At 56.3% G+C, this 20,717-nt stretch carries 18 protein-coding genes; 12 read left to right on the forward strand and 6 right to left on the reverse strand.

Features of this window, described 5'->3' with window-relative positions; all coding sequences use genetic code 11:
• Positions 1-26: 26 nt before the first annotated feature.
• Positions 27-611, reverse strand: coding sequence for a 6-phospho-3-hexuloisomerase (hxlB, locus tag F1C16_RS06665; protein WP_185283563.1), 585 nt, complete (start codon positions 609-611; stop codon positions 27-29).
• Between the two features lie 249 nt (positions 612-860).
• On the opposite strand from hxlB, the gene F1C16_RS06670 reads away from it, so the two are divergent.
• Positions 861-1,784 (forward strand): AraC family transcriptional regulator, encoded by a 924-nt coding sequence (locus F1C16_RS06670; protein WP_185283564.1) that lies wholly within the window; start codon positions 861-863, stop codon positions 1,782-1,784.
• Between the two features lie 240 nt (positions 1,785-2,024).
• Here F1C16_RS06670 and F1C16_RS06675 read toward each other — a convergent pair whose 3' ends face one another.
• The 3 genes from F1C16_RS06675 to F1C16_RS06685 all read right to left on the reverse strand — a co-directional run bounded on the left by F1C16_RS06675 (position 2,025) and on the right by F1C16_RS06685 (position 5,476).
• Positions 2,025-2,831: a carboxypeptidase-like regulatory domain-containing protein gene (locus F1C16_RS06675; protein ID WP_185283565.1), complete on the reverse strand. Its 807-nt coding sequence runs from the start codon at positions 2,829-2,831 to the stop codon at positions 2,025-2,027.
• Between the two features lie 253 nt (positions 2,832-3,084).
• A complete protein-coding gene (locus tag F1C16_RS06680; RefSeq protein WP_185283566.1) occupies positions 3,085-4,938 on the reverse strand; it encodes a glycoside hydrolase family 15 protein in 1,854 nt (617 codons plus the stop codon).
• Positions 4,939-5,122: 184 nt separating this feature from the next.
• Positions 5,123-5,476 carry a hypothetical protein gene (locus F1C16_RS06685; RefSeq protein ID WP_185283567.1) on the reverse strand — a complete coding sequence of 118 codons (354 nt, stop codon included), beginning with the start codon at positions 5,474-5,476 and terminating at the stop codon, positions 5,123-5,125.
• Positions 5,477-5,673: 197 nt separating this feature from the next.
• Here F1C16_RS06685 and lepA point away from each other — a divergent pair, with 197 nt between their 5' ends.
• From lepA to F1C16_RS06720, 7 genes are all read left to right on the forward strand, one after another.
• A complete protein-coding gene (gene lepA / locus F1C16_RS06690; protein WP_185283568.1) occupies positions 5,674-7,461 on the forward strand; it encodes a translation elongation factor 4 in 1,788 nt (595 codons plus the stop codon).
• Between the two features lie 105 nt (positions 7,462-7,566).
• Entirely contained in the window at positions 7,567-7,746 is a 180-nt protein-coding gene (locus F1C16_RS06695; protein WP_185283569.1) for a hypothetical protein, read from the forward strand.
• 12 nt (positions 7,747-7,758) lie between these two features.
• Positions 7,759-8,670 carry a bifunctional 5,10-methylenetetrahydrofolate dehydrogenase/5,10-methenyltetrahydrofolate cyclohydrolase gene (locus F1C16_RS06700; RefSeq protein ID WP_185283570.1) on the forward strand — a complete coding sequence of 304 codons (912 nt, stop codon included), beginning with the start codon at positions 7,759-7,761 and terminating at the stop codon, positions 8,668-8,670.
• 169 nt (positions 8,671-8,839) lie between these two features.
• Positions 8,840-9,457, forward strand: a complete 618-nt coding sequence (locus tag F1C16_RS06705) for a 7-carboxy-7-deazaguanine synthase QueE (RefSeq protein ID WP_185284242.1) — start codon at positions 8,840-8,842, stop codon at positions 9,455-9,457.
• 35 nt (positions 9,458-9,492) lie between these two features.
• A complete protein-coding gene (locus F1C16_RS06710; RefSeq protein WP_185283571.1) occupies positions 9,493-11,439 on the forward strand; it encodes an OmpA family protein in 1,947 nt (648 codons plus the stop codon).
• 296 nt (positions 11,440-11,735) lie between these two features.
• Positions 11,736-12,107, forward strand: a complete 372-nt coding sequence (locus tag F1C16_RS06715) for a hypothetical protein (RefSeq protein ID WP_185283572.1) — start codon at positions 11,736-11,738, stop codon at positions 12,105-12,107.
• Positions 12,108-12,431: 324 nt separating this feature from the next.
• On the forward strand, positions 12,432-12,794 hold the full coding sequence (locus F1C16_RS06720; RefSeq protein WP_185283573.1) for a hypothetical protein: 363 nt from the start codon (positions 12,432-12,434) through the stop codon (positions 12,792-12,794).
• A gap of 95 nt (positions 12,795-12,889) precedes the next feature.
• Here the strand turns inward: F1C16_RS06720 and F1C16_RS06725 are convergent, their stop codons facing one another.
• Complete coding sequence (locus F1C16_RS06725; RefSeq protein ID WP_185283574.1) at positions 12,890-14,179, reverse strand: citrate synthase; 1,290 nt, start codon at positions 14,177-14,179, stop codon at positions 12,890-12,892.
• A gap of 245 nt (positions 14,180-14,424) precedes the next feature.
• Here F1C16_RS06725 and F1C16_RS06730 point away from each other — a divergent pair, with 245 nt between their 5' ends.
• Positions 14,425-15,321: an aldo/keto reductase gene (locus tag F1C16_RS06730; RefSeq protein WP_185283575.1), complete on the forward strand. Its 897-nt coding sequence runs from the start codon at positions 14,425-14,427 to the stop codon at positions 15,319-15,321.
• 66 nt (positions 15,322-15,387) lie between these two features.
• Here the strand turns inward: F1C16_RS06730 and F1C16_RS06735 are convergent, their stop codons facing one another.
• Positions 15,388-16,140: a DeoR/GlpR family DNA-binding transcription regulator gene (locus tag F1C16_RS06735; RefSeq protein ID WP_185283576.1), complete on the reverse strand. Its 753-nt coding sequence runs from the start codon at positions 16,138-16,140 to the stop codon at positions 15,388-15,390.
• Positions 16,141-16,424: 284 nt separating this feature from the next.
• On the opposite strand from F1C16_RS06735, the gene F1C16_RS06740 reads away from it, so the two are divergent.
• The 3 genes from F1C16_RS06740 (at position 16,425) to F1C16_RS06750 (ending at position 20,511) form a co-directional block, all read left to right on the forward strand.
• Positions 16,425-18,044: a glycerol-3-phosphate dehydrogenase/oxidase gene (locus tag F1C16_RS06740; protein WP_185283577.1), complete on the forward strand. Its 1,620-nt coding sequence runs from the start codon at positions 16,425-16,427 to the stop codon at positions 18,042-18,044.
• Positions 18,045-18,247: 203 nt separating this feature from the next.
• Complete coding sequence (glpK, locus tag F1C16_RS06745; RefSeq protein WP_185283578.1) at positions 18,248-19,786, forward strand: glycerol kinase GlpK; 1,539 nt, start codon at positions 18,248-18,250, stop codon at positions 19,784-19,786.
• Positions 19,783-20,511 (forward strand): MIP/aquaporin family protein, encoded by a 729-nt coding sequence (locus F1C16_RS06750; RefSeq protein WP_185283579.1) that lies wholly within the window; start codon positions 19,783-19,785, stop codon positions 20,509-20,511. The genes glpK and F1C16_RS06750 overlap by 4 nt, the downstream gene beginning before the upstream one ends.
• Positions 20,512-20,717: the final 206 nt, after the last annotated feature.

The raw sequence follows: 20,717 nt of genomic DNA on the forward strand, positions 1-20,717 counted from the left end.
AAAAGGGGAGGAGTGTCCCCAGGAAATTATTCTAGGTTGGCATGTCGCTTCCACAGCTCTTCGGCCGGGGTGCCATCCAAGCCCCATAGGGTCTGGAAGATTGCATCGAGGAGCAGCAGAACGCTTTGCTCGAACAGGCTGCCGGCATATTGCGCCGAGATTTCGCCGCCGTGGTCCTGCTTCTGGGCGGCGGGCAGCACGGCCACATGCGTAGCCAGCGCCGCCAGCGGCGACGAGGTAGTAGTGGAAATAGCTACCACCCGAGCGCCGGCTGCGGCTGCTTTTTCGGCTGCTTTCACAATGCTGCTGGTGGTGCCCGAGCCGGAGCCGGCCAGCAGTACATCGCCGCTGCCGATGGCGGGGGTAGTGGTTTCGCCTACCACAAACACCGTCAGGCCGAGGTGCATCAGGCGCATGGCGGCGGCTTTCAAGGCCAGTCCGGTGCGCCCAGCGCCCACAACAAACACCCGGTTGGCCTGTTGCAAGAGCGGAAGGATTGCAGCTACCTGGTCGAAATCAAGCTTTTCAGCTAGCTGTTGATTTTCCCGGATGATCTGCTCTAGATGGTTGTGCAGGGTTGTGCTCAGCGCATCGGAAGGTGTCTTGCTCATGGGGTCCGCAGGTTTTGGATTCGGCTACGTAGCTGGTTACTCAGGTAGTACCGCTCGGCTGGAAAAGCGAATCAGGATACTATGCTGCAAAGCTAGGGCAGGCTGCACGGCCATACTGGCAGAATGGTATCAAGTGGTAGCAGTATCCTATCGAACCCCACCTGCGGGCTACGTTTTGCCAGGTAGCCCGCATATTTTACCTCCATTTGCATCGCTGCCCGAGGGCAGATACATTCTGACCACTCACCCATGCGTGTACCTGATTTGCTTCCTCTCATCCCGCTGCCCAACGCGCAGAACCTTACGACCCTGATTGACAACCGGCGGGTACAAACGCTGGAAAACTATGAGATTAGTCTGCTCGAAACCTATATACAAAGCGCGCAGGTAGAGCAGTCGTACAGCGACCTGGTGCTCACCAATATGCTACGTGGCAAGAAGGTGATGCACCTGTTGGAGCAGGAGAAGTTTAACTACCTGCCCGGTAATACGATGGTAGTGCCACCCAATTTGAAGATGAGGATTGATTTCCCGGAGGCCTCAGATGAGAACCCTACCCAGTGCGTGGCCCTGGCCATTGACCGGCTGCAAATCATCGACACGGTGAACTATCTGAACGAGCACTACCCCAAAACGGAGGACGAAAAGTGGACCTTTAGCTTCAACCAGCACTACTTCTACAACGATGAAGAAGTGACGGCGCTGCTATACAAATTGGTGCGCATTGGGTTCGGCGACTCCCGCAACAAGGATATTCTGGCCGATTTTACGGTGAAAGAGCTGCTGCTCCGCATCATGCAGGTGCAAAGTCTCCACGAAAAGGAGCACAACGTGGCCGTGCTGGCTACCTCAAACCGGTTTGCCCACATTCTGCACTACATTAAGGAGAATATTGCGGAGAAAATCAGCGTCGACGACCTGAGCGAGAAGGTGTACATGAGCAAGCCCAATTTCTACCGGGCCTTCAAGCACGAGTTTGGCCTGTCGCCCATCGACTACATCATCAAAGAGCGCATGCGGCTAGCCAAGAAGTGCCTGAAAAACCCGGCGCTCAGCATCACCGAAATATGCTTCAAGGCTGGCTTCAGCAACCTGAACTACTTCACGCGCATGTTCCGGCAACTGGAAGGCATCACCCCGACGGACTACCGGGTGCTGTGCCTGGCTAGGTAGACTGGGTCCCTACCCGGTGGCATTGCACCTGGCACTAGCAGCCATCCACCTATTATAGTATGCTGCTTGCTACTTCGTAGCCGAAGGCTTCAGTCCTGGGACGATAGGCCCCGTTCATTTTAGCTTTCAAAGCTGAAGTCCTGGGCTACGGAAGGGTGCGGTCTTCAGTCTAATACTTCCCTAGTCACGGGGACTCGCTACTGTCACATACAAGCTCAGATTTACGGGTTGCACGTGCCATTAATCCTCGGATTTGTCACGGAATACCATGCGGTGCGTAGCCGATAAAGCAGCCGGAATCAGCAGTACGTTCCACTGGTTTTTGTCGGCGCGGTCGCGGGCTTCCAGGCCGTCGAGCCACTCCAGCGTCACGGCCACGCGCTTGTTGTCACCTACGCAAACCAGGTAGGGTTGCAGGTTGATGTGTTGCCAGCCTTTGGGGGCATTGTCGGGTACGGCAAACTGAATGTCTTGCGTGAGCAGGCTGGCGGCCGGGTGGTCTTCGGCGTCGAGCGTGCGCACGTTGAGGCGGAAACGTAGATTCTTATAGTTGCGGGTTCCGAAATACACGTGCGCATCTTCTAGGTAGCTGCCTGGTTTCACGTGCAGGATGGTCCCTACCTCACAGCCAGGGATGCTGGCGGGGCTTTTGTCGGTAGACAGGTGAAAGTTGTAGTAGGTGAAGCCCCAAATACCGTCGCGGCCCAGGCGGTGGCGTTTCCAGCCATTGGCGCGCACGTGCACTTCGCCGAGGGTCTGGGCTTGTGGCGTCAGTTTGATGGTGGCGTGACGCGTCAGCTCAGCAGCTAGTACTTTGTAAGGCCGGTAGCCCACACAAGAAAATACTACCGTGTCATTAGCCACAGCGGCAGCCAGTTGCTGCGGGTTAAAATGTCCCTGGGCATCAGCCACCGTTCCAATGGGTTTGCCTTTCACCCCCACAGAGGCATAGGGCACGGCGGCGTTGGTGTCAGCATTGATAATGGCTGGGGTAGGGCCCTGAAAGAAGAATGATGAAAGCGGAAGAAATAGGAGATAGGCTATCATGTAAAGAAGAATGATGTAGCCAGTAGAGTGAGAAGGAAACCCCAAACGTTGCAACGCTACCCTCCCAAAAACAAAACTCCCGGCTGAAGCAACGCGCTTCAGCCGGGAGTTTTTAGGTTGAATTTGTCCGAAGTTGTTCAGGCAAATGCTAAGTCAGAGTTAGCAGTAGGGATACAAAATAATCGGAGTTGCTGATGTTAGTTCAGTTGTGTAGTTCCAAACGTCCAACACCACAACAGCAACGCAATGGTTCCTACCCTACAAACAAATGACCCTGTTGCGTCTTGCCGCTGTGGCGCTCGTCCAGGTCACGGTTGAGCTGGAACGCGGCGCTGATAAGGGCCAGATGCGTAAAGGCTTGCGGGTAGTTGCCGATCTGCTCGCCAGCCGTTCCAATCTGCTCGGAGTAGAGGCCCAGCGGACTCGCGAAGCCCAGTAGCTTCTCAAATAGCAGGGTAGCCTTATCCAAATCGCCTGCCCGCGACAGGTTCTCGATGTACCAGAACGAGCACATCGTGAACGTGCCTTCCTCTCCTTCCAGGCCATCGGAGGCACCCCCGCCGGCGTGGTAGCGGTACATCAACGAGTCAATAATCAGCTCCTTTTCGAGGGTGCGCATGGTAGACTGCCAGCGCGGCTCAGCTGGGCTAAACATGCGCACCAGTGGGAGCAGCAGCACCGTGGCATCCAGCACATCACCGCCTTTATACTGCACAAAGGCTTGTTTCTCCTCGCTCCAATAGTTCGTGAATACTTCCTGGTAAATCTCATCGCGCACCTTGTACCACTTTTCCAGCGGGGCCGGGAACGAGCGGTCGTTGGCAATCTGAATGCCGCGGTCCAGCGCTACCCAGCACATCATTTTGGCCGAAATGAACTGGCGCTCCTCGTCGCGCACCTCCCACATACCGTGGTCCTCCTCCTGCCAGTTCTCCGCCACAAAATCCACCAGCCGCGACACGTGTTTCCAGAAGTCGTAGGTGATGGCCCCGCCGTACTTGTTGTAGAGGTAAATCGTGTCAAGCAGCTCGCCGTAGATGTCAAGCTGAAACTGCTGAGCGGCGCCATTACCAATGCGCACCGGACGCGAATCGCGGTAGCCGGCCAGGTGCAATAGCTCCTTTTCGGGTAGGTCAGTGGAGCCATCCACGGCATACATCAACTGCAAGTCGGCGGCGTCTTTCAACTGGTTGCACCGCTCCATAATCCAGTGCAGAAAAGCTTTCGATTCGGTGGTAAAGCCCAGACGCAGAAATGCATACATGGTAAAGGCCGCGTCGCGAATCCAGGTGAAGCGGTAGTCCCAGTTGCGGGCACCACCCACGCACTCGGGCAGGCTGAAAGTAGCCGCCGCTACCGTTGAGCCGTATTGGAGTGAGGTGAGCAGCTTGAGCGTAATAGCGGAGCGCAGCACCGTTTCGCGCCAACGGCCAATGTAGGTACTACTTTCAATCCACTCGCGCCAGTACGTTAGCGTATCCTGAAAAGCGCCTTCAGTGTAGTGCGCCAGGTCGCGGGCGATAAAAGAAGGGTCGTCAACGGGTGTGGCTTCAATTACAAAACTGGCCGTGTCGCCGGCTTCCAGGGTCCAGGTGCCGGTAGCGTCGCCGGTGCCGGTAGGCTGAAGCGGCCGGTCGCCAAGCAGACGAAACTGAAAGTCCTTCTCGCCGGTGCTGCGGAAAAGCAGGTCATTCTCCTGTTGCACCAGCTCGTGCGGCGCGCGGGCATAGTCGAAACGGGGGCAGCAGTGCATAGTAAACGTCATGCTGCCTTTGATGACACGCAGCATCCGCACCACGGCGCAGTTCTGTTCCTGGTGCTTGATGGGCATGAAATCCGTCAGCTCGGCAATGCCGCCTTTAAAGTAGAAGCGCGTTAGGAGCACGCCCGTGTTAGGCAGGTAGAGTTGTTTAGATTGCACCCCTTCGTCGGCGGGAGTCAGTGCCCAATGTCCGCCCTTTTCAGCGTCGAGCAGCGAGGCAAAGATGGTAGGGGAGTCGAAGCGGGTGAAAGGAAGGTAATCTATTGAGCCTCTGTTCGATACTAGCGCAACCGTGTGTAGGTTGCCAACCAGGCCATAGTCTTCTAAAGGAGTAGCTTGCGTCATAAAAGAAGTAGGTACACGAGTGTGCAGTACCCTAACAACGCAAAAGGTCCTTCGACAGGCGAGGTTGACGCAAATTTTGTAGAGTGATTTGAGAAGCAGACGACTTTCACAAACCTCTCAGCAGCTCGCGGAACTTATGCGCAGAATTTCCGAAAGTCGCCGAGTAGTTTGTGTGTCTGCTTACTTATTTGTTGGCAGCTTTTTCAAGCGCCTTTTCCAGCTCGTCGGCAGCCTTTTCGATGTCGTGGTAGCCTTGCTGGGCGGCGCGCTCCTTGGCCGCCAGCAGGCCGTCGCGGTGCACAGTCTTGAAGTCGCCGTAGGGAAACTTATAACGGCCTTTCGTGTCTTCGCCCTTGCTAGTGTCTTCGCCGAGGTGCCACTTGGCGTACTCTTCTATCTCGTGCTTCTCGAGAAATTTGTTTTCATCGGCCGTGTCGGGGTTGTGCTCGCTCCAGTGGCCGGAGTCGTTCTTGATTTTGCCGTCTTTGATCAGCTGCTTGGCATACGTCACAGCTTTTTTGTTTACCTGGATGCTCATGGTTGGGGAGGGGGTAGGGAAATGAACAGAACCTACCCTAGCCGCGGCGGGCTGCCACAGGCAGGATAGGGTTTTCTTTAAACGCAGAGGTCATCCGGCGCGTTTGGTCGAGCTTGGAGGTAGCAGGGCGACTTGTGCTGGTAGCTAGCTTTTGCGGGCCGGTTTGCGTAACTTTGTGGTTGCAAAAACCGCCTCTAGTGAAGAACATTCGTAATTTCTGCATCATTGCCCACATCGACCACGGCAAAAGCACCCTAGCTGACCGTCTGCTGGAATTCACCCAGACCGTGGCCCAGCGCGATATGCAGGCCCAACTGCTCGATAACATGGACCTGGAGCGCGAGCGGGGCATCACCATTAAGAGCCACGCCATCCAGATGCAGTATCAATACAAGGGCGAGCCCTACACGCTCAACCTGATTGATACGCCCGGCCACGTCGATTTTAGCTACGAAGTATCGCGCTCCATTGCCGCCTGCGAAGGAGCGCTACTGATCGTGGACTCGTCGCAGGGGATTGAGGCGCAGACGATTAGCAACCTCTACCTGGCCATTGGCTCCGACCTGACCATCATTCCGGTCCTCAATAAAATTGACCTGCCCCACTCCATGCCGGAGGAGGTGTCGGACGAGATTGTGGACCTGATTGGCTGCGACCGGGACGAAATCATCCACGCCTCGGGCAAGGCTGGTATTGGCATTGAGGAAATTCTGAATGCCATCTGCGAGCGGATTCCCGCCCCAGCAGGTGACCCCGAAGCACCCCTGCAAGCCCTGATTTTTGACTCGGTGTTCAACTCCTACCGGGGCATTGAGGTGCTGTTTCGCATCAAAAACGGCACCATGCGCAAGGGCGATAAGCTCCGCTTCATGGCTACCGGTAAGGAGTACGGCGCCGATGAAATCGGCATCTTGGGCCTCAAACAGGAGCCCCGCCCCGAGATGCGGGCCGGCAACGTAGGCTACCTAATTTCGGGCATTAAAGAAGCCCGCGAGGTGAAGGTAGGCGACACCATTACCAACGTCATCAATCCCACGAAAGAGGCCATTCACGGCTTCGAGGACGTGAAGCCGATGGTATTTGCTGGTATCTACCCCGTGGATACCACCGAGTACGAGGAACTGCGTTCGTGCATGGAAAAGCTCCAACTCAACGACGCCGCCTTGGTGTGGGAGCCCGAAACCTCCGCGGCCCTGGGCTTCGGTTTCCGTTGCGGCTTCCTGGGTATGCTGCACATGGAAATCGTGCAGGAGCGTCTGGAGCGTGAGTTCGACATGACGGTAATTACCACCGTGCCCTCGGTGCAGTTCCACGCCACCGGCACCAAGGATCAGGAGTACATCATCAATGCGCCCTCCGAGATGCCTGAGCCGAACACGGTGAAATTCATCGAGGAGCCGTTCATCAAGGCCCAGATCATTACGGCCGCCGACTATGTAGGCTCTATCATCACGCTGTGCATGGAGAAGCGTGGCATCATCAAAGGCCAAAGCTACCTGACGTCTGAGCGGGTAGAGATGACCTTCGAGCTGCCGCTGTCGGAAATCGTGTTCGACTTCTTCGACAAGCTTAAGACCATTTCGCGCGGTTATGCCTCGCTCGACTACGAGCTGATTGGCTTCCGCGAGTCGGACATGGTGAAGCTGGATATCATGCTGAACGGCGAGAAGGTCGACGCCTTGTCGGCCATCGTGCACCGTAGCAAGAGCTACGAGTGGGGCAAGCGCCTCTGCGAAAAGCTGCGCGAGCTACTACCCCGCCAGCAGTTCGAAATTGCTATTCAAGCCTCTATCGGCCAGAAAATCGTAGCCCGCGAAACGGTGAAAGCCCTGCGCAAAAACGTAATTGCCAAGTGCTACGGCGGCGACATCTCGCGTAAGCGTAAGCTGCTCGAAAAGCAGAAAGAGGGCAAAAAGCGGATGCGCCAAGTGGGCTCCGTAGAAATCCCTCAGGAAGCTTTCCTGGCCGTATTAAAGATTGACTAATGCCCGAAAGCGCGGCTCCGACAGGGGCCGCGCTTTTTGTTGGCCCCTGTATTTTTCACCTCATACACTTCTTGACACGGCGTTGTATGATTACACATCCATCCCATGTCTGAGAACATCACCAAGAACTGCAAAAGCCAGGAGCAACTGGAAAAAATCATCAAAGGCCAGGAGCGTAAGTTCCGGTGGCGCGACGATTGGCCCGCTATGGAAAAAGCCCTCACGGAAGCCGGTAACGCTGCCATTGCTGCCCACGAAAACAAGGCCAAAACCGACCAAGAGTAAACCCGCATTAATATGACCCCAGCCCCCGAAGCTGCTACCTACCAACTCATCGACGGTAAGAAAACCGCCGAGGACATCAAAGTTGAAATTGCCGCCGAAGTAGCGCAGCTGAAAGCCGCTGGCCAAAAGGTGCCTCACTTGGCGGCCATCCTCGTCGGCCACGACGGCGGCTCCGAGACCTACGTGCGCAACAAAGTGCTGGCCTGCGAGCGGGTAGGCTACGGCAGCACCCTGCTGCGCTACGAAGACACTATCACAGAGGCAGAACTGCTGGCGAAGGTAGAGGAGCTGAATCAGGACCCCGAAATCGATGGGTTCATCGTGCAGCTACCCCTACCCAAGCATATCAATGCGGAGAAGGTGATTGAGGCAGTTCGCCCCGAAAAGGACGTAGACGGCTTTCACCCCATGAACCTGGGCCGTATGGTGGCGGGACTACCGGCTTTGCTGCCGGCTACCCCCTCGGGCATCGTGGAGCTGCTGAAGCGCTATGGCATTAAAACCAGTGGCAAGCATTGTGTGGTGATTGGCCGCTCTAATATAGTAGGTACGCCGGTTAGTATATTGCTGGCTAAGAACTTAGAGCCCGGTAACTGCACGGTTACTTTATGCCACTCACGCACGACAAACCTAGCTGAAATCACGCGCCAGGCCGATATTGTGGTGGCTGCCCTAGGCCGCCCAGAGTTCGTAACCGGCGACATGGTGAAGCCAGGCGCGGTGGTGATTGACGTGGGCACTACGCGGGTAGAGGACGCCAGCCGCAAGTCAGGCTTCGTGCTGAAGGGCGACGTGAATTTCACTGAGGTAGCGCCGCTAACCAGCTACATCACGCCGGTGCCGGGTGGGGTAGGCCCCATGACCATTGCTATGCTGCTGCTGAACACGCTACGCGCCGCGAAAGGCGAGGTGTACCCGCGGTAAAAAACCAGAACCAAACCGCCATTTTCGCGGTTTGAAGCTTTACTAGTATCTTTAAAGTCGGGCTTTAGGCAGGGTTTTTGGGTGCCATGGTACCCAGCGCCTTTCCTAAGGCCCGATACCTTTTTTGCCGACTGTTTTGTTACATCAACTTCCCGTTGCAACTGGCCTAATGGCCGATAGCACAGGGGCGGCCACGCTGCCTCTGATGGAGCATTTCTACACGATTCAGGGCGAGGGCTACAACACGGGCCGCGCTGCGTACTTCCTCCGCCTGGGCGGCTGCGACGTGGGCTGCGTGTGGTGCGATGTGAAAGAGTCTTGGGATGCCGAGGCACACCCGCGCGTGGCCATTGCCGATATGGTAGCTGCCGTCACATCCTACCCCGGCCGCAACGCCGTGATTACCGGTGGCGAGCCGCTCATGCACGACCTCACCCAGCTCACCAGCTCCCTGCAAGAAGCCGGCTGCCAGACCTGGATTGAAACCTCCGGCGCCTACCCGCTTTCCGGCCGCTGGGACTGGATCTGTGTTTCGCCCAAGAAATTCAAAGCGCCTCTACCTCAAGTGCTGGCTGAAGCCCACGAGCTTAAAGTGGTAGTATTCAATAAGTCTGATTTTAAATGGGCTGAAGAACACGCCGCGCAGGTGGGGGAGAACTGCCGCTTATATTTGCAACCCGAGTGGAGCAAAGCCGCGGCCATAACCCCGCTTATTATCGATTACGTGAAGGCCAATCCGCGCTGGCAGGTGTCGTTGCAAACGCATAAGTACCTCGATATTCCTTAGCCGATCTTCTGGTCTAGCCCACCCTTTCTCCTTCCATGCGCTTCTCCTTTCCTGCTTCATTGTTGGCGTTTGTGCTGGCGTTGCCTCTGTCAAGTTCCGCGCAGGTAACCCTGGCCACTACCAATACCAAAGCGCGCGGCCTATGGGATAAAGCGCAGCAGCAAGCCAAAGCCCGCGATTTTAACAAGGCACTAGAAACGCTGCAAGTGCTCAATGAGAAGTTTCCTTCCTTAGGCGAGCCGTATGTACTACGCGGCTCTCTGTTGAAGGCAATGGGCGAAAACCAGGGTGCCTACGAAGCCTACCGCGACGGACTGAGCAAGTTACCGGTGGCCGCCGGGCAGGCCAACAGCTACTTCACGCTGGGCGAACTGGCCCTGAGTATGGGCGATTACAAAACCGCAGCCGATGGCTACACCAAGTACCTGAAGGTAGGGCCAAAAGGGCAGCGCAATACGGCGCGGGCACAGCAGCAACTACTCAACTGCGAGTTTGCCCTGAAGGCTATAGCCAACCCCACCGGCAAGCAGCCTGAGCGCCTCGGCGAGCCGCTGAATACGTTTTACTTTCAGTATTTCCCGGTGCTGACAGCCGACAACCGCTTTCTGGTGTTCACGGCCCGAGCCAGCGCATCAGATGATAGTTTCGAGGATATCCTGATTTCCAAACAGAGCAAGGATGGGTCGTTGAGTGAGCCGGTATCGATATCACCGGCCATCAATACACCTTACAATGAGGGTGCGGCTACGATTTCCGGTGATGGTAAGACGCTGGTATTCACCTCCTGCGACCGGCCCGGGTCCGTCGGCTCCTGCGACCTGTACATCTCGCGGCGCACGGGCAACACCTGGAGCAAGCCCCAGAATATGGGCCGCAGCGTCAACTCGCCCTACTGGGATTCGCAGGCTTCGCTTTCGGCCGATGGGCGCACGCTCTACTTCACCTCCGACCGGCGCGGCGGCCTGGGCAAGGAAGACATCTACGTGACCACCCAGCAAGACGACGGCTCCTGGAGCCCCGCCCGCAACTTGGGTGCCCCCGTGAATACGCCGGGCCAGGATATGGCGCCTTTTATTCACGCCTCGGGCACCACGCTCTACTACGTGACGGATGGGCTGGTAGGCATGGGCGGCTTGGACGTGTTCCGTAGTGCCGTGCAGCCCGATGGCAAGTGGGGCGTGCCGCAGAACCTGGGCTACCCGCTCAATACCTTTGAGAACGAAGCCTCGCTGTTTATTTCCTCCGACAACCGCCGGGGCTTCTGCTCCCGCTCGCGCACTTCGGAGCCGGGCGTAACCAAAGTGCGCAACCGGCCGGTAGAGCTGTATAGCTTCGAGGTGCCGCAGTCGGTGCAGGCGCAGGAAACCAGCACCTACACGCAAGGTAGGGTGTTCGATGCCATCACGAAAAAGCCGCTAAAGGCCGATGTGCAGCTCTACGACCTCAATACCGACCAGCTCACACAATATGTGACCTCCGACCCCGAGCAGGGCGACTACACGGTGGTGCTGAACGAGGGTAGGCAGTACGCCATGTACGCCGTGGCCGATAAATACCTGCTCAAAAGCCTAAGTTTCGATTACACTGACAAGCGCAGCTTCGACCCGCTCACGCTTGACATCTACCTAGAGCCCGTGCGGGCCGGGCGCACCATCGTGCTCAATAACTTGTTTTTTGATACCAATAAGTACGAGCTGAAGCCCAAGTCGCGCACTGAGTTGAACCGGCTGATTCAGTTTATGCAGCAGTATCAGGAGGTGCAGGTGGAGATTTCCGGCCATACCGATGATGTAGGCGCTGATGCCGACAACATGGTGCTCTCGCAAAACCGCGCCAAGGCCGTATATGATTACCTAAGCGAGCACGGCGTGAAGGCTACCCGCCTGCGCTTCAAAGGTTATGGCGAAACCCGTCCCTTAGTCGCCAACGATTCAGAAGCACACCGCCAGCAGAACCGCCGCATCGAGTTCCGGCTATTGTAGCTCACTACTCGTTCGACACCTAAGCCAATAGCCTCCGCTATTGGCTTTTTTTATGATTGTAGTATTCCTTTTTCAGGCGCTGAACAGGTAGCTGGGAATAAGTATGTTGTATAAGTTTAGTGCAAGTTATCAGTTATTTAAATACTACAATATCTTTTTTAAGTTAAAATTTAGCCAATACGTTTGTACCGTTCCACAAGGCTGATTATCCATTGAAAATAGGATTTAGCCAGATGAAACACAATGTCAATACATAGTTGTATCCGTTCATTTTCACTCTTTCACTTACCACGAGCATGAAAAAAGCATACTTAACCGCCGCCTTGCTACTAGGATTGTACTCAAGCAGCCTGGCTAAGGGGAGCCATCAAGAACCCGATGAAAAAGCTACTATTCAGCAGCGGGCGGTAGTACTCACTCGGGCCATGGCCACCAAGATGCGCCTCGATGAAGGCCAGTATCTAAAGTTAAAGCAACTGAATGTTCGGTGGCTTACGGAGATGGAAGCGCTTAAACAGGATGGTAGCACTACTATATCGGCGCTGGATGAAAACGCTTCGGCTATGCAGGCGCAATACGAAAGCGAGATGCTGGCCCTACTGTATCCTGCCCAGCAGCAGATCTACCGTCACCTCGAAAATACTCGTATGGCCTTCCGCGCCGAGTAGCTTCGCTGAGCTGAAAAGACAATTCTTCGTCGTCCCTCTTACGGTAGCAATACAATTATCATGCGTTTCTACTTCTATCAGCGCGGAGTTGAGCAATGCAAAAACGAATAGGAATGCATCTGTAAATTAGTTAAGTGATAGTTAGCAGAAAAATATAATAAGTTTATGTTGCACTTTATTGATAAATAGTATTATATTCGATTATAATTATGTTTTGCCTCACTAGCCGGTCTATGTATCGCCAGTGCTGCCACCAGTTAACTTTTTCCATTGTCTCATTCCTGTAATACAGTTCATCTTTCCATCTTCTACCCAGTATCAACCATGAAAACGAAATCCTACATTCTGCTCGCCGTATTCGCTCTGTTCAGCACGACTTCTGTAGTAGCTGGTGGTCCCGGCGATTCGCCTCTGGCAACTCGTGCCAAAACCATGACCCAGCAGATTGCGGCTAAAACGCACCTCAACGAAGGCCAGTACCTGAAAGTGAAGCGACTGAACCTGCAGATGCTGACGGCCGTGGAAACCCTGAAAAAACAGCGCACCATGGATGCAGAAGCCGTTGACAAGCAGATGGCCGAAATCCAGGACCACTACGAGTGGGATTTGGCCGCTATCCTGTGGCCCCGCCAGATGGTTGCCTACAGAGAAGCCAAAGCGTCGATGACAGCCGTGAATCTACGTTAATCGCCTGCTATTGATACAACAGCTACTTCACTGGAGTACACGAAAAAAGCCCGCTGTAAAGCGGGCTTTTTGTGTAGCGGGTAATAAGAGGCAGCTTAGCGCTGCTCGATGCCAACGTAGTCGCGCTCCCGCTCGCCCACATAGATCTGGCGCGGACGGCCGATGGGCTCCTTGTTCTCGCGCATCTCTTTCCACTGGGCAATCCAGCCGGGTAGGCGGCCCAGGGCAAACAGCACCGTGAACATTTCCGACGGAATACCCAGGGCTTTGTAGATGATGCCCGAGTAGAAGTCAACGTTCGGATAGAGCTTACGATCAACGAAATACTGGTCGGTGAGGGCGGCTTCTTCCAGCTCCTTGGCGATTTTCAGCAGGGGGCTATTCGTAACGCCCAGTTCCTGCAACACCTCATCGGCAGCCTTCTTGATGATCTTGGCGCGCGGGTCGAAGTTCTTGTACACGCGGTGGCCGAAGCCCATCAGGCGGAAGGGGTCTTCCTTGTCCTTGGCCTTCGCAATGAACTTGCTAGTGTCGCCACCATCGCGCTCAATGGCCTCCAGCATCTCAATCACCTCTTGGTTGGCGCCGCCGTGCAGCGGGCCCCACAGGGCGTTGATACCAGCCGAAACCGAGCCGTAGAGCGACGCGTTGGACGAGCCTACTAGGCGCACGGTAGACGTAGAGCAGTTCTGCTCATGGTCGGCGTGCAGGATGAGCAGCTTGTTGAGGGCGCGCACCACCACCGGGTTCACCTCGTACTTCTCCGTGGGGTAGCCAAACATCATGTGGAGGAAGTTGGCGCAGTAGTCGAGGTCGTTGCGGGGGTAGCTAAGCGGGTGCCCGATGGAGTTTTTGTAAGTCCAGGCCGCAATGGTGGGCATTTTGGCCAGCAAGCGCACAATGGTCAGGTCTACCTGCTCCTTGGTCTGGTTGGGGTCAATGCTCTCAGGGTAGAAACCAGTCAGCGCACAGGTGATGCTGCTGAGGATGGCCATGGGGTGCGTGCTGCTGGGGAAGCCGGAGAAGATCTTGCGGATGTCCTCGTGCACCAGCGTGTGCTTGGTGATACGGTTGCTGAATGCATCTAGCTCGCTCTGGGTGGGTAGGGAGCCATAAATCAGCAGATAGGCCACTTCCAGGAAGCTCGACTGCTCAGCCAGTTGCTCGATGGGGTAGCCGCGGTAGCGCAGAATGCCTTCCTCGCCGTCGAGGAACGTGATGGCGCTCTTCGTGGCACCGGTGTTCTTGTAGCCCGGATCAATAGTGACGTAGCCGGTTTGGTCGCGGAGCTTAGCAATGTCAATTGCCTTTTCATGCTCAGTGCCTTCAATAGTGGGGAAAGAAAATGATTTCCCTTCGAGAATAATCTCAGCAGACTCTGCCATAAGTAGTGGTTAGAGGTGGGTTCCGGGGCGAAGCTAAAGAATTACCGGTAAGCAGGAAAGATTAGCGGCCAATTGTCTGCTATACTACAAACACAGACGTTGTGTTGTTCAGGCGCGAACCAAAGGGAAACTAAACTAGAAATAGAAGGTGCCTCCGTCTGATTTCCTGTTACGGGTTGCACTCCTATTGCCTGTGCCGTAACGCCGTGGCGCAAACCTGCGTCTCTAATACCAAACACCTCCGCATGAAATACAACCAACTAGGAAAATCCGACTTACAGGCCAGCGAAATCAGCTACGGCTGCATGTCTTTGCAAGACGACCACGCCGCCAACGCCCGCCTGCTGCACCAGGCGTTCGACCAGGGCATCAACTACTTTGATACGGCCGACCTCTACCAAAAAGGCGAAAATGAAGTTTCCGTCGGCAAAGCCTTTAAAGGGCGGCGCTCCAATGTGCTGCTGGCCACAAAGGTCGGCAACCAACTACTACCCGACGGCAGCACCGCCTGGAATGCCAGCAAAGCCTACATCCTACAGGCTGTAGAGCAGAGCCTGCGCCGCCTCCAAACCGACTACATCGACCTCTACCAGCTCCACGGCGGTACCCTCGACGACCCCCTCGACGATACTATCGCGGCCTTTGAGCAACTGCAACAAGAAGGCAAAATTCGCTACTACGGCATTTCGTCTATTCGCCCCAATGTCATCCGCGAGTACGTGAAGCGGTCTGCCATGGTGAGCGTGATGACCCAATACAGCCTCCTCGACCGGCGGCCGGAGGAAGAAACCCTGAAGCTGCTACACGAGCATTCTATTAGTGTGCTGGTGCGCGGCAGCTACGCGCAAGGACTGCTGCTGGATAAGCCCGCGAAAGACTATTTGGGGTATTCGGCGAAAGAGGTAGGCGCCATGGCTACGGCCGTTCGGGCTACGGCCAGCGAACTGAATGTCTCCGCGGCGCAGGTTGCTGCGCGCTTTGTTCTGGAGGCGCCGGGGGTAGCATCAGCTGTTGTGGGGATCCGAACGGCGGAGCAACTGGCGGAGGCGCTTCGTATAGAAGCGTTTGCCTCCCTACCTTCTGAGGCGCGACAAAGGCTAGAGCAGGTGCTGGAAAGCAAGCAATACGAGCAGCACCGGTAGCCGGCTACCCTCGTCAGGGCTTGAAGCCCTGACGAGGGTATTTCGTTCGGTTTGCAGGCCGGGTTTCTATACCACAGTCAGCAGGATGCCTTGCTCTTCCAGCCGCTTGGCATCATGGTGAGAGATACCAGCGTCGGTAATGATGCGGTGCACTTGGTCGAGGCCACAGATACGGCCGAAGCCGCGGCGGCCGAACTTCGAGGAGTCGGCTAGCACAATGGTTTCCTGCGCTGCCCGAATCATCTGCTGGTTCAGGCGGGCCTCGCCCATGTTGGTGGTAGTCAGGCCAAAATCCAGGTCGATACCGTCGATGCCTAGGAAGAGCTTGCTGCACGAAGTATCGGCTAGCACCTGCTCGGCGTACGGTCCCGTCACCGATGATGAACTGTGCCGTAGGTAGCCGCCAAGCTGCAACACCTCTATTTCGGGGTGGCGCAACAGCTCCATGCCCACGTTCAGGGCTGTGGTAATAACGGTGAGCGGCAACTGGGCGGGTAGGGCGCGGGCCAGCGCCAGCATGGTGGTGCCCGAGGCAATAATAACCGACTCCTGTGCCTCAATGAGCCGGGCAGCGGCCGACACAATGGCCGTTTTCTCGGTCACGTTCAGCAACTCCTTCTCGTTCACAGGCCGGTCCTTGATATACGGACTCTCCAGGGCCGCGCCGCCGTGGGTACGAAACAGCAATCCTTTTTCTTCAAGTAGTTTCAGATCCTTACGGATTGTCACGGCCGACACATTTAGCACCTCGCACAGCGCGGGTACTTCTACGTGCTTATGCTCCTGCAACTGCTGCAAAATGAGCTGGTGCCTTTTCATGCTGGGATTCATCAAAGTAAATGTATCCAATTTTTCGTGGAGCTGTCTTCTTTTATGCTCTTTCTAGCTGTTGTGTTTCGGTTACAATGAGATGGTGGGAAGATGAGCAATAAGTTTACAGTATCGCTTCGGGATGAATATTCGTATTAAGTAATTGATAAATAGAGTAGTATGATGTAACTACCTGTAATTATATAAAGCTGTTGTGTTATTTTGTTTCGTTTGTAAATTTCGTTTTGTTATTTTTATATTGATATTGAAAATTAAAGTAACAAAACGAAAATATGGGCAAGCAAGTAACCGAGCGTAGTTTCCAGCGGGAAACCCTCATCCAGCAGTTGACCAGCCAGCCCATCTGGGACCTGATTGTGATTGGAGGTGGTGCTACGGGCTTAGGCGTAGCGCTCGACGGCATTAGCCGGGGCTACAAAACCCTGCTACTCGAACAAGTAGACTATGCCAAGGGCACTAGCAGCCGCAGCACTAAGCTGGTACACGGCGGCGTGCGCTACCTGGCACAAGGCGATATTGGCCTAGTGCGAGAGGCCCTCTACGAGCGAGGGCTGCTGCTGAAAAATGCCCCTCACTTGGTCAAAAATCAGGATTTTATCATTCCCAACTACGAGTGGTGGGGTGGGGCGTTCTATACCATCGGCCTGACGATGTACGACCTGCTGGCCGGCAAGCTGAGCCTGGGCGCTTCCAAGCATCTCAATAAAAAAGAAACCGTCCGGCGCCTGGGCAACATCAAAACCGACGGCCTGAGAGGCGGCGTGCTCTACCACGATGGGCAGTTTGACGATGCCCGCCTAGCCGTGAATTTGGCGCAAACGGCTATTGAGCAAGGCGGCACGCTGCTCAACCACTTCGAGGTACGCAATCTGCTGAAAGATGCGCAGGGCAAGGTAGCCGGGGTAGTAGCCGCCGACCAGGAAACAGGGCGCGTGTATGAGCTAACGTCCAAAGCCGTGGTGAATGCCACCGGCATCTTTGTCGATGAAATCCTGCAAATGGACCAGCCCGGCGCCAAAAAACTGGTGCGTCCCAGCCAGGGCGTGCACATTGTGCTCGACAAATCCTTCCTACCCGGCAACGATGCCATCATGATTCCGAAGACCGACGACGGACGGGTGCTGTTTGCTGTGCCGTGGCACGAGCGCGTGGTGCTGGGCACCACCGACACGCCCCTGAGTGAGTACAGCCAGGAGCCTCAGGCGCTGGAAGAGGAAATCGATTTCATTCTGCGTACTGCCGCCCGCTACCTGGCGCGCCCACCCAAACGGAGCGATGCGCTAAGCGTTTTTGCCGGCCTGCGGCCCCTGGCCGCGCCCCAAGATGGCTCCGAGAAAACCAAGGAGATTTCCCGCAGCCATAAGATTCTGGTATCAGACGCGGGCCTGATTACCATTACTGGCGGCAAGTGGACTACCTACCGCCGCATGGGCCAGGACACAGTGGACAAGGCTATTGCCATAGGCAAGCTTCCTAAAGCGCAAAGCCAGACGGCGCACCTGCCCATCCACGGCGCCCTGGCTACTACGGACCGCAGCAACCACCTCTACGTGTACGGCTCCGACCAACCCGCTTTGCAGCAACTAGTTGCCGCCGAGCCTACTCTGGGCGAAAAGCTAGACCCTACCCTGGAATTCTTGAAGGCCGAAGTGGTGTGGGCCGCTCGCTACGAGCTGGCGCGCACCGTGGAAGACGTACTGGCGCGCCGTGTACGGGTGTTGTTTCTGGATGCGCAGGCCGCTATCAGAATGGCGCCGGAAGTGGCTGCCCTGCTGGCCCGCGAGCTGGGGCACGACGCCCGCTGGGAACAGGAGCAGGTAGCTGCTTTTGGCAAGGTAGCGCAGCATTATGTGCTGCAAAGCCAGCCGCGGCCTGTGGCTGAAGAATCCTGAGTATCCATTTTTAGGATCGTCATGCTGAGCTTGTCGAAGCATCTCGCGTGCTGATGTGGGGTATTATCTGTCGTCAGCACGCGAGATGCTCCGACAAGCTCAGCATGACGCCCTAGCGGTGTAGTTGGCTGTCGTCTCTACCTTATTAGACGTGTTAAAACCCGCAATTTTCCGCAACTTCCTGCCATCCAATAAATTCCCCTATGCAGCAATACATTCTCTCACTCGACCAAGGCACAACCAGCTCCCGCGCTATTCTTTTCGACCAGAAAGGGCACATTGTATCGCAGGCGCAGAAGGAGTTCACGCAGATCTTTCCGAAGCCGGGCTGGGTAGAGCACGACCCGTTGGAAATCTGGTCGACGCAGGCGGGCGTGGCGGCGGAGGCTACCGTGAAGGCAGGGCAGAATGGCAAGAGCATTGCGGCACTCGGCATCACCAACCAGCGCGAAACGGTGGTGGTCTGGAACCGCAAAACCGGCAAGCCGGTTTACAACGCCATTGTGTGGCAAGACCGGCGCACGGCCGCCTACTGCGACGAGCTGCGCGCAGAGGGTAGGGAAGACCTGATTCGCTCGAAAACCGGTTTATTGCTGGATGCCTATTTCTCGGCCAGCAAAGTGCGCTGGATTCTCGATAACGTGAAGGGCGCCCGTAAAAAGGCGGAGGCCGGCAAGCTGGCTTTCGGTACCGTGGACAGCTGGCTGATCTGGAATTTCACGCAGGGCGAACTGCACGTCACGGACGTCACCAACGCCTCGCGCACCATGTTGTTCAACATCCACTCCCTGGCCTGGGACGACGAGCTGCTGGCGCTGTTCGATATTCCGCGCAGCATGTTGCCCGAGGTGCGGCAGTCGAGCGAGGTGTACGGCGAAACCAAGACCACCATTTTTGCCTCTAAGATTCCCATTGCTGGCATTGCCGGCGACCAGCAGGCCGCGCTGTTTGGGCAATTGTGCACCGAGCCGGGCATGGTGAAAAGCACCTACGGCACCGGCTGCTTCATGCTGATGAACATCGGTACCGAACCCAAGGCGTCGCAAAACAACCTGCTCACTACGGTGGCCTGGCAAATAAACGGACAGGTGCAGTACGCGCTGGAGGGTAGTATTTTCATTGCGGGTGCCGTGGTGCAGTGGCTGCGCGACAACCTGGGCATCATCAAAACCTCGGCCGAGGTAGAGCAGTTGGCCCGGCAGGTGAGCAGTACCGATGGCGTGTATTTCGTGCCGGCGTTTGCCGGGTTGGGCGCGCCCTACTGGGACCCCTACGCCCGGGGCGTCATCTTCGGGATGAGCCGCGCCACGAAGGCGGCACACGTAGCCCGCGCCGCCGTGGAGGCCATTGCCTACCAGACTATGGACGTGCTACAAGCCATGCAGGCCGATGCAGAACTGCCCATTACGGCGCTGCGCGTAGATGGCGGCGCCACCAGCAACGAGCTACTTATGCAGTTTCTGGCCGATGTGCTGAACACAAGCGTAGTACGCCCCCGCATGGCCGAAACCACCGCTCTGGGTGCTGCCTACCTGGCCGGGCTAGCCGTGGGGTACTGGCAAAGCGTAGAGGAAATAAAAGCGTTGGGGCAGGCCGATACTTCGTATACGCCCAAGCCCAACCGCGCTACCATTGAGGATGGTATTGCTAACTGGAACCGGGCCGTGCAGGCCCTGCAAGTGTGGTCGGAGGGCGCGCATCCCATGAAAACAGAGGCCACCCCAGAAACCACCGCCAAATGAGCCCTTTCGTAGCAGAGTTTGTGGGAACCGCTGTGCTGCTTCTGCTCGGCAATGGAGCAGTGGCCAACGTGGTGCTGAACGACACGAAAGGCCACAACAGCGGCTGGATAGTTATTAGCACGGCCTGGGCCCTGGCGGTATTTGTAGGGGTAGTGATTGCCGGCCCCAGCAGCGGTGCCCACCTGAACCCCGCCGTGACGCTGGGACTGGCCGTAACTGGTAAGTTTGGCTGGTCGCAGGTGCTGCCCTACGTCGGGGCACAGTTGGCGGGCGCCTTTGTGGGTAACACGTTGGTATGGGTGCTATACAAAGACCACTTCGACCGTACGCCCGACCCGCTGGCCAAGCTGGCGGTGTTTGCCACTGGCCCGGCCATTCGCAACCACGTCAGCAACCTGTGCAGCGAAATCCTAGGTACACTGGTGCTGGTGCTCACCATCTTCTACATTGTAGGTGGTGAAATCACGCCTACCCATACGCCCATTGGGTTGGGCTCGGTAGGGGCATTGCCGGTGGCGCTGCTGGTGTGGGTAGTGGGGCTGGGCCTGGGCGGTACTACGGGCTACGCCATCAACCCGGCCCGCGACCTGGGACCCCGCATCGCGCACGCCCTGCTACCCATCAAGGGCAAAGGCTCCAGCGAGTGGTCCTATGCTTGGATTCCGGTGGTAGGCCCATTCATCGGAGCGGTGCTAGCTGCTGTGCTGTATGGGTGGCTGGGGTAGGTGGTAAGGTATTTGGCTGTTGGAAATGGACTTGCGTCTCGTCGTTGAACGATTTAGGCGACAGACGTTCAACGACGAGACGCAAGTATGCGTCTCTACCCCATTTCCAATAGCGCTTTTGCTAATTCAAGCAGTTTGTTTGGCGGTGCGGCTCCGGCTTGCCGCTAGCGTGGCAATGGAGGCGCAGCCTCCACGTCTTAGCGGGC

It is taken from the genome of Hymenobacter sp. NBH84 (assembly GCF_014217645.1).
In the GTDB taxonomy this organism is placed as follows: domain Bacteria; phylum Bacteroidota; class Bacteroidia; order Cytophagales; family Hymenobacteraceae; genus Hymenobacter; species Hymenobacter profundi.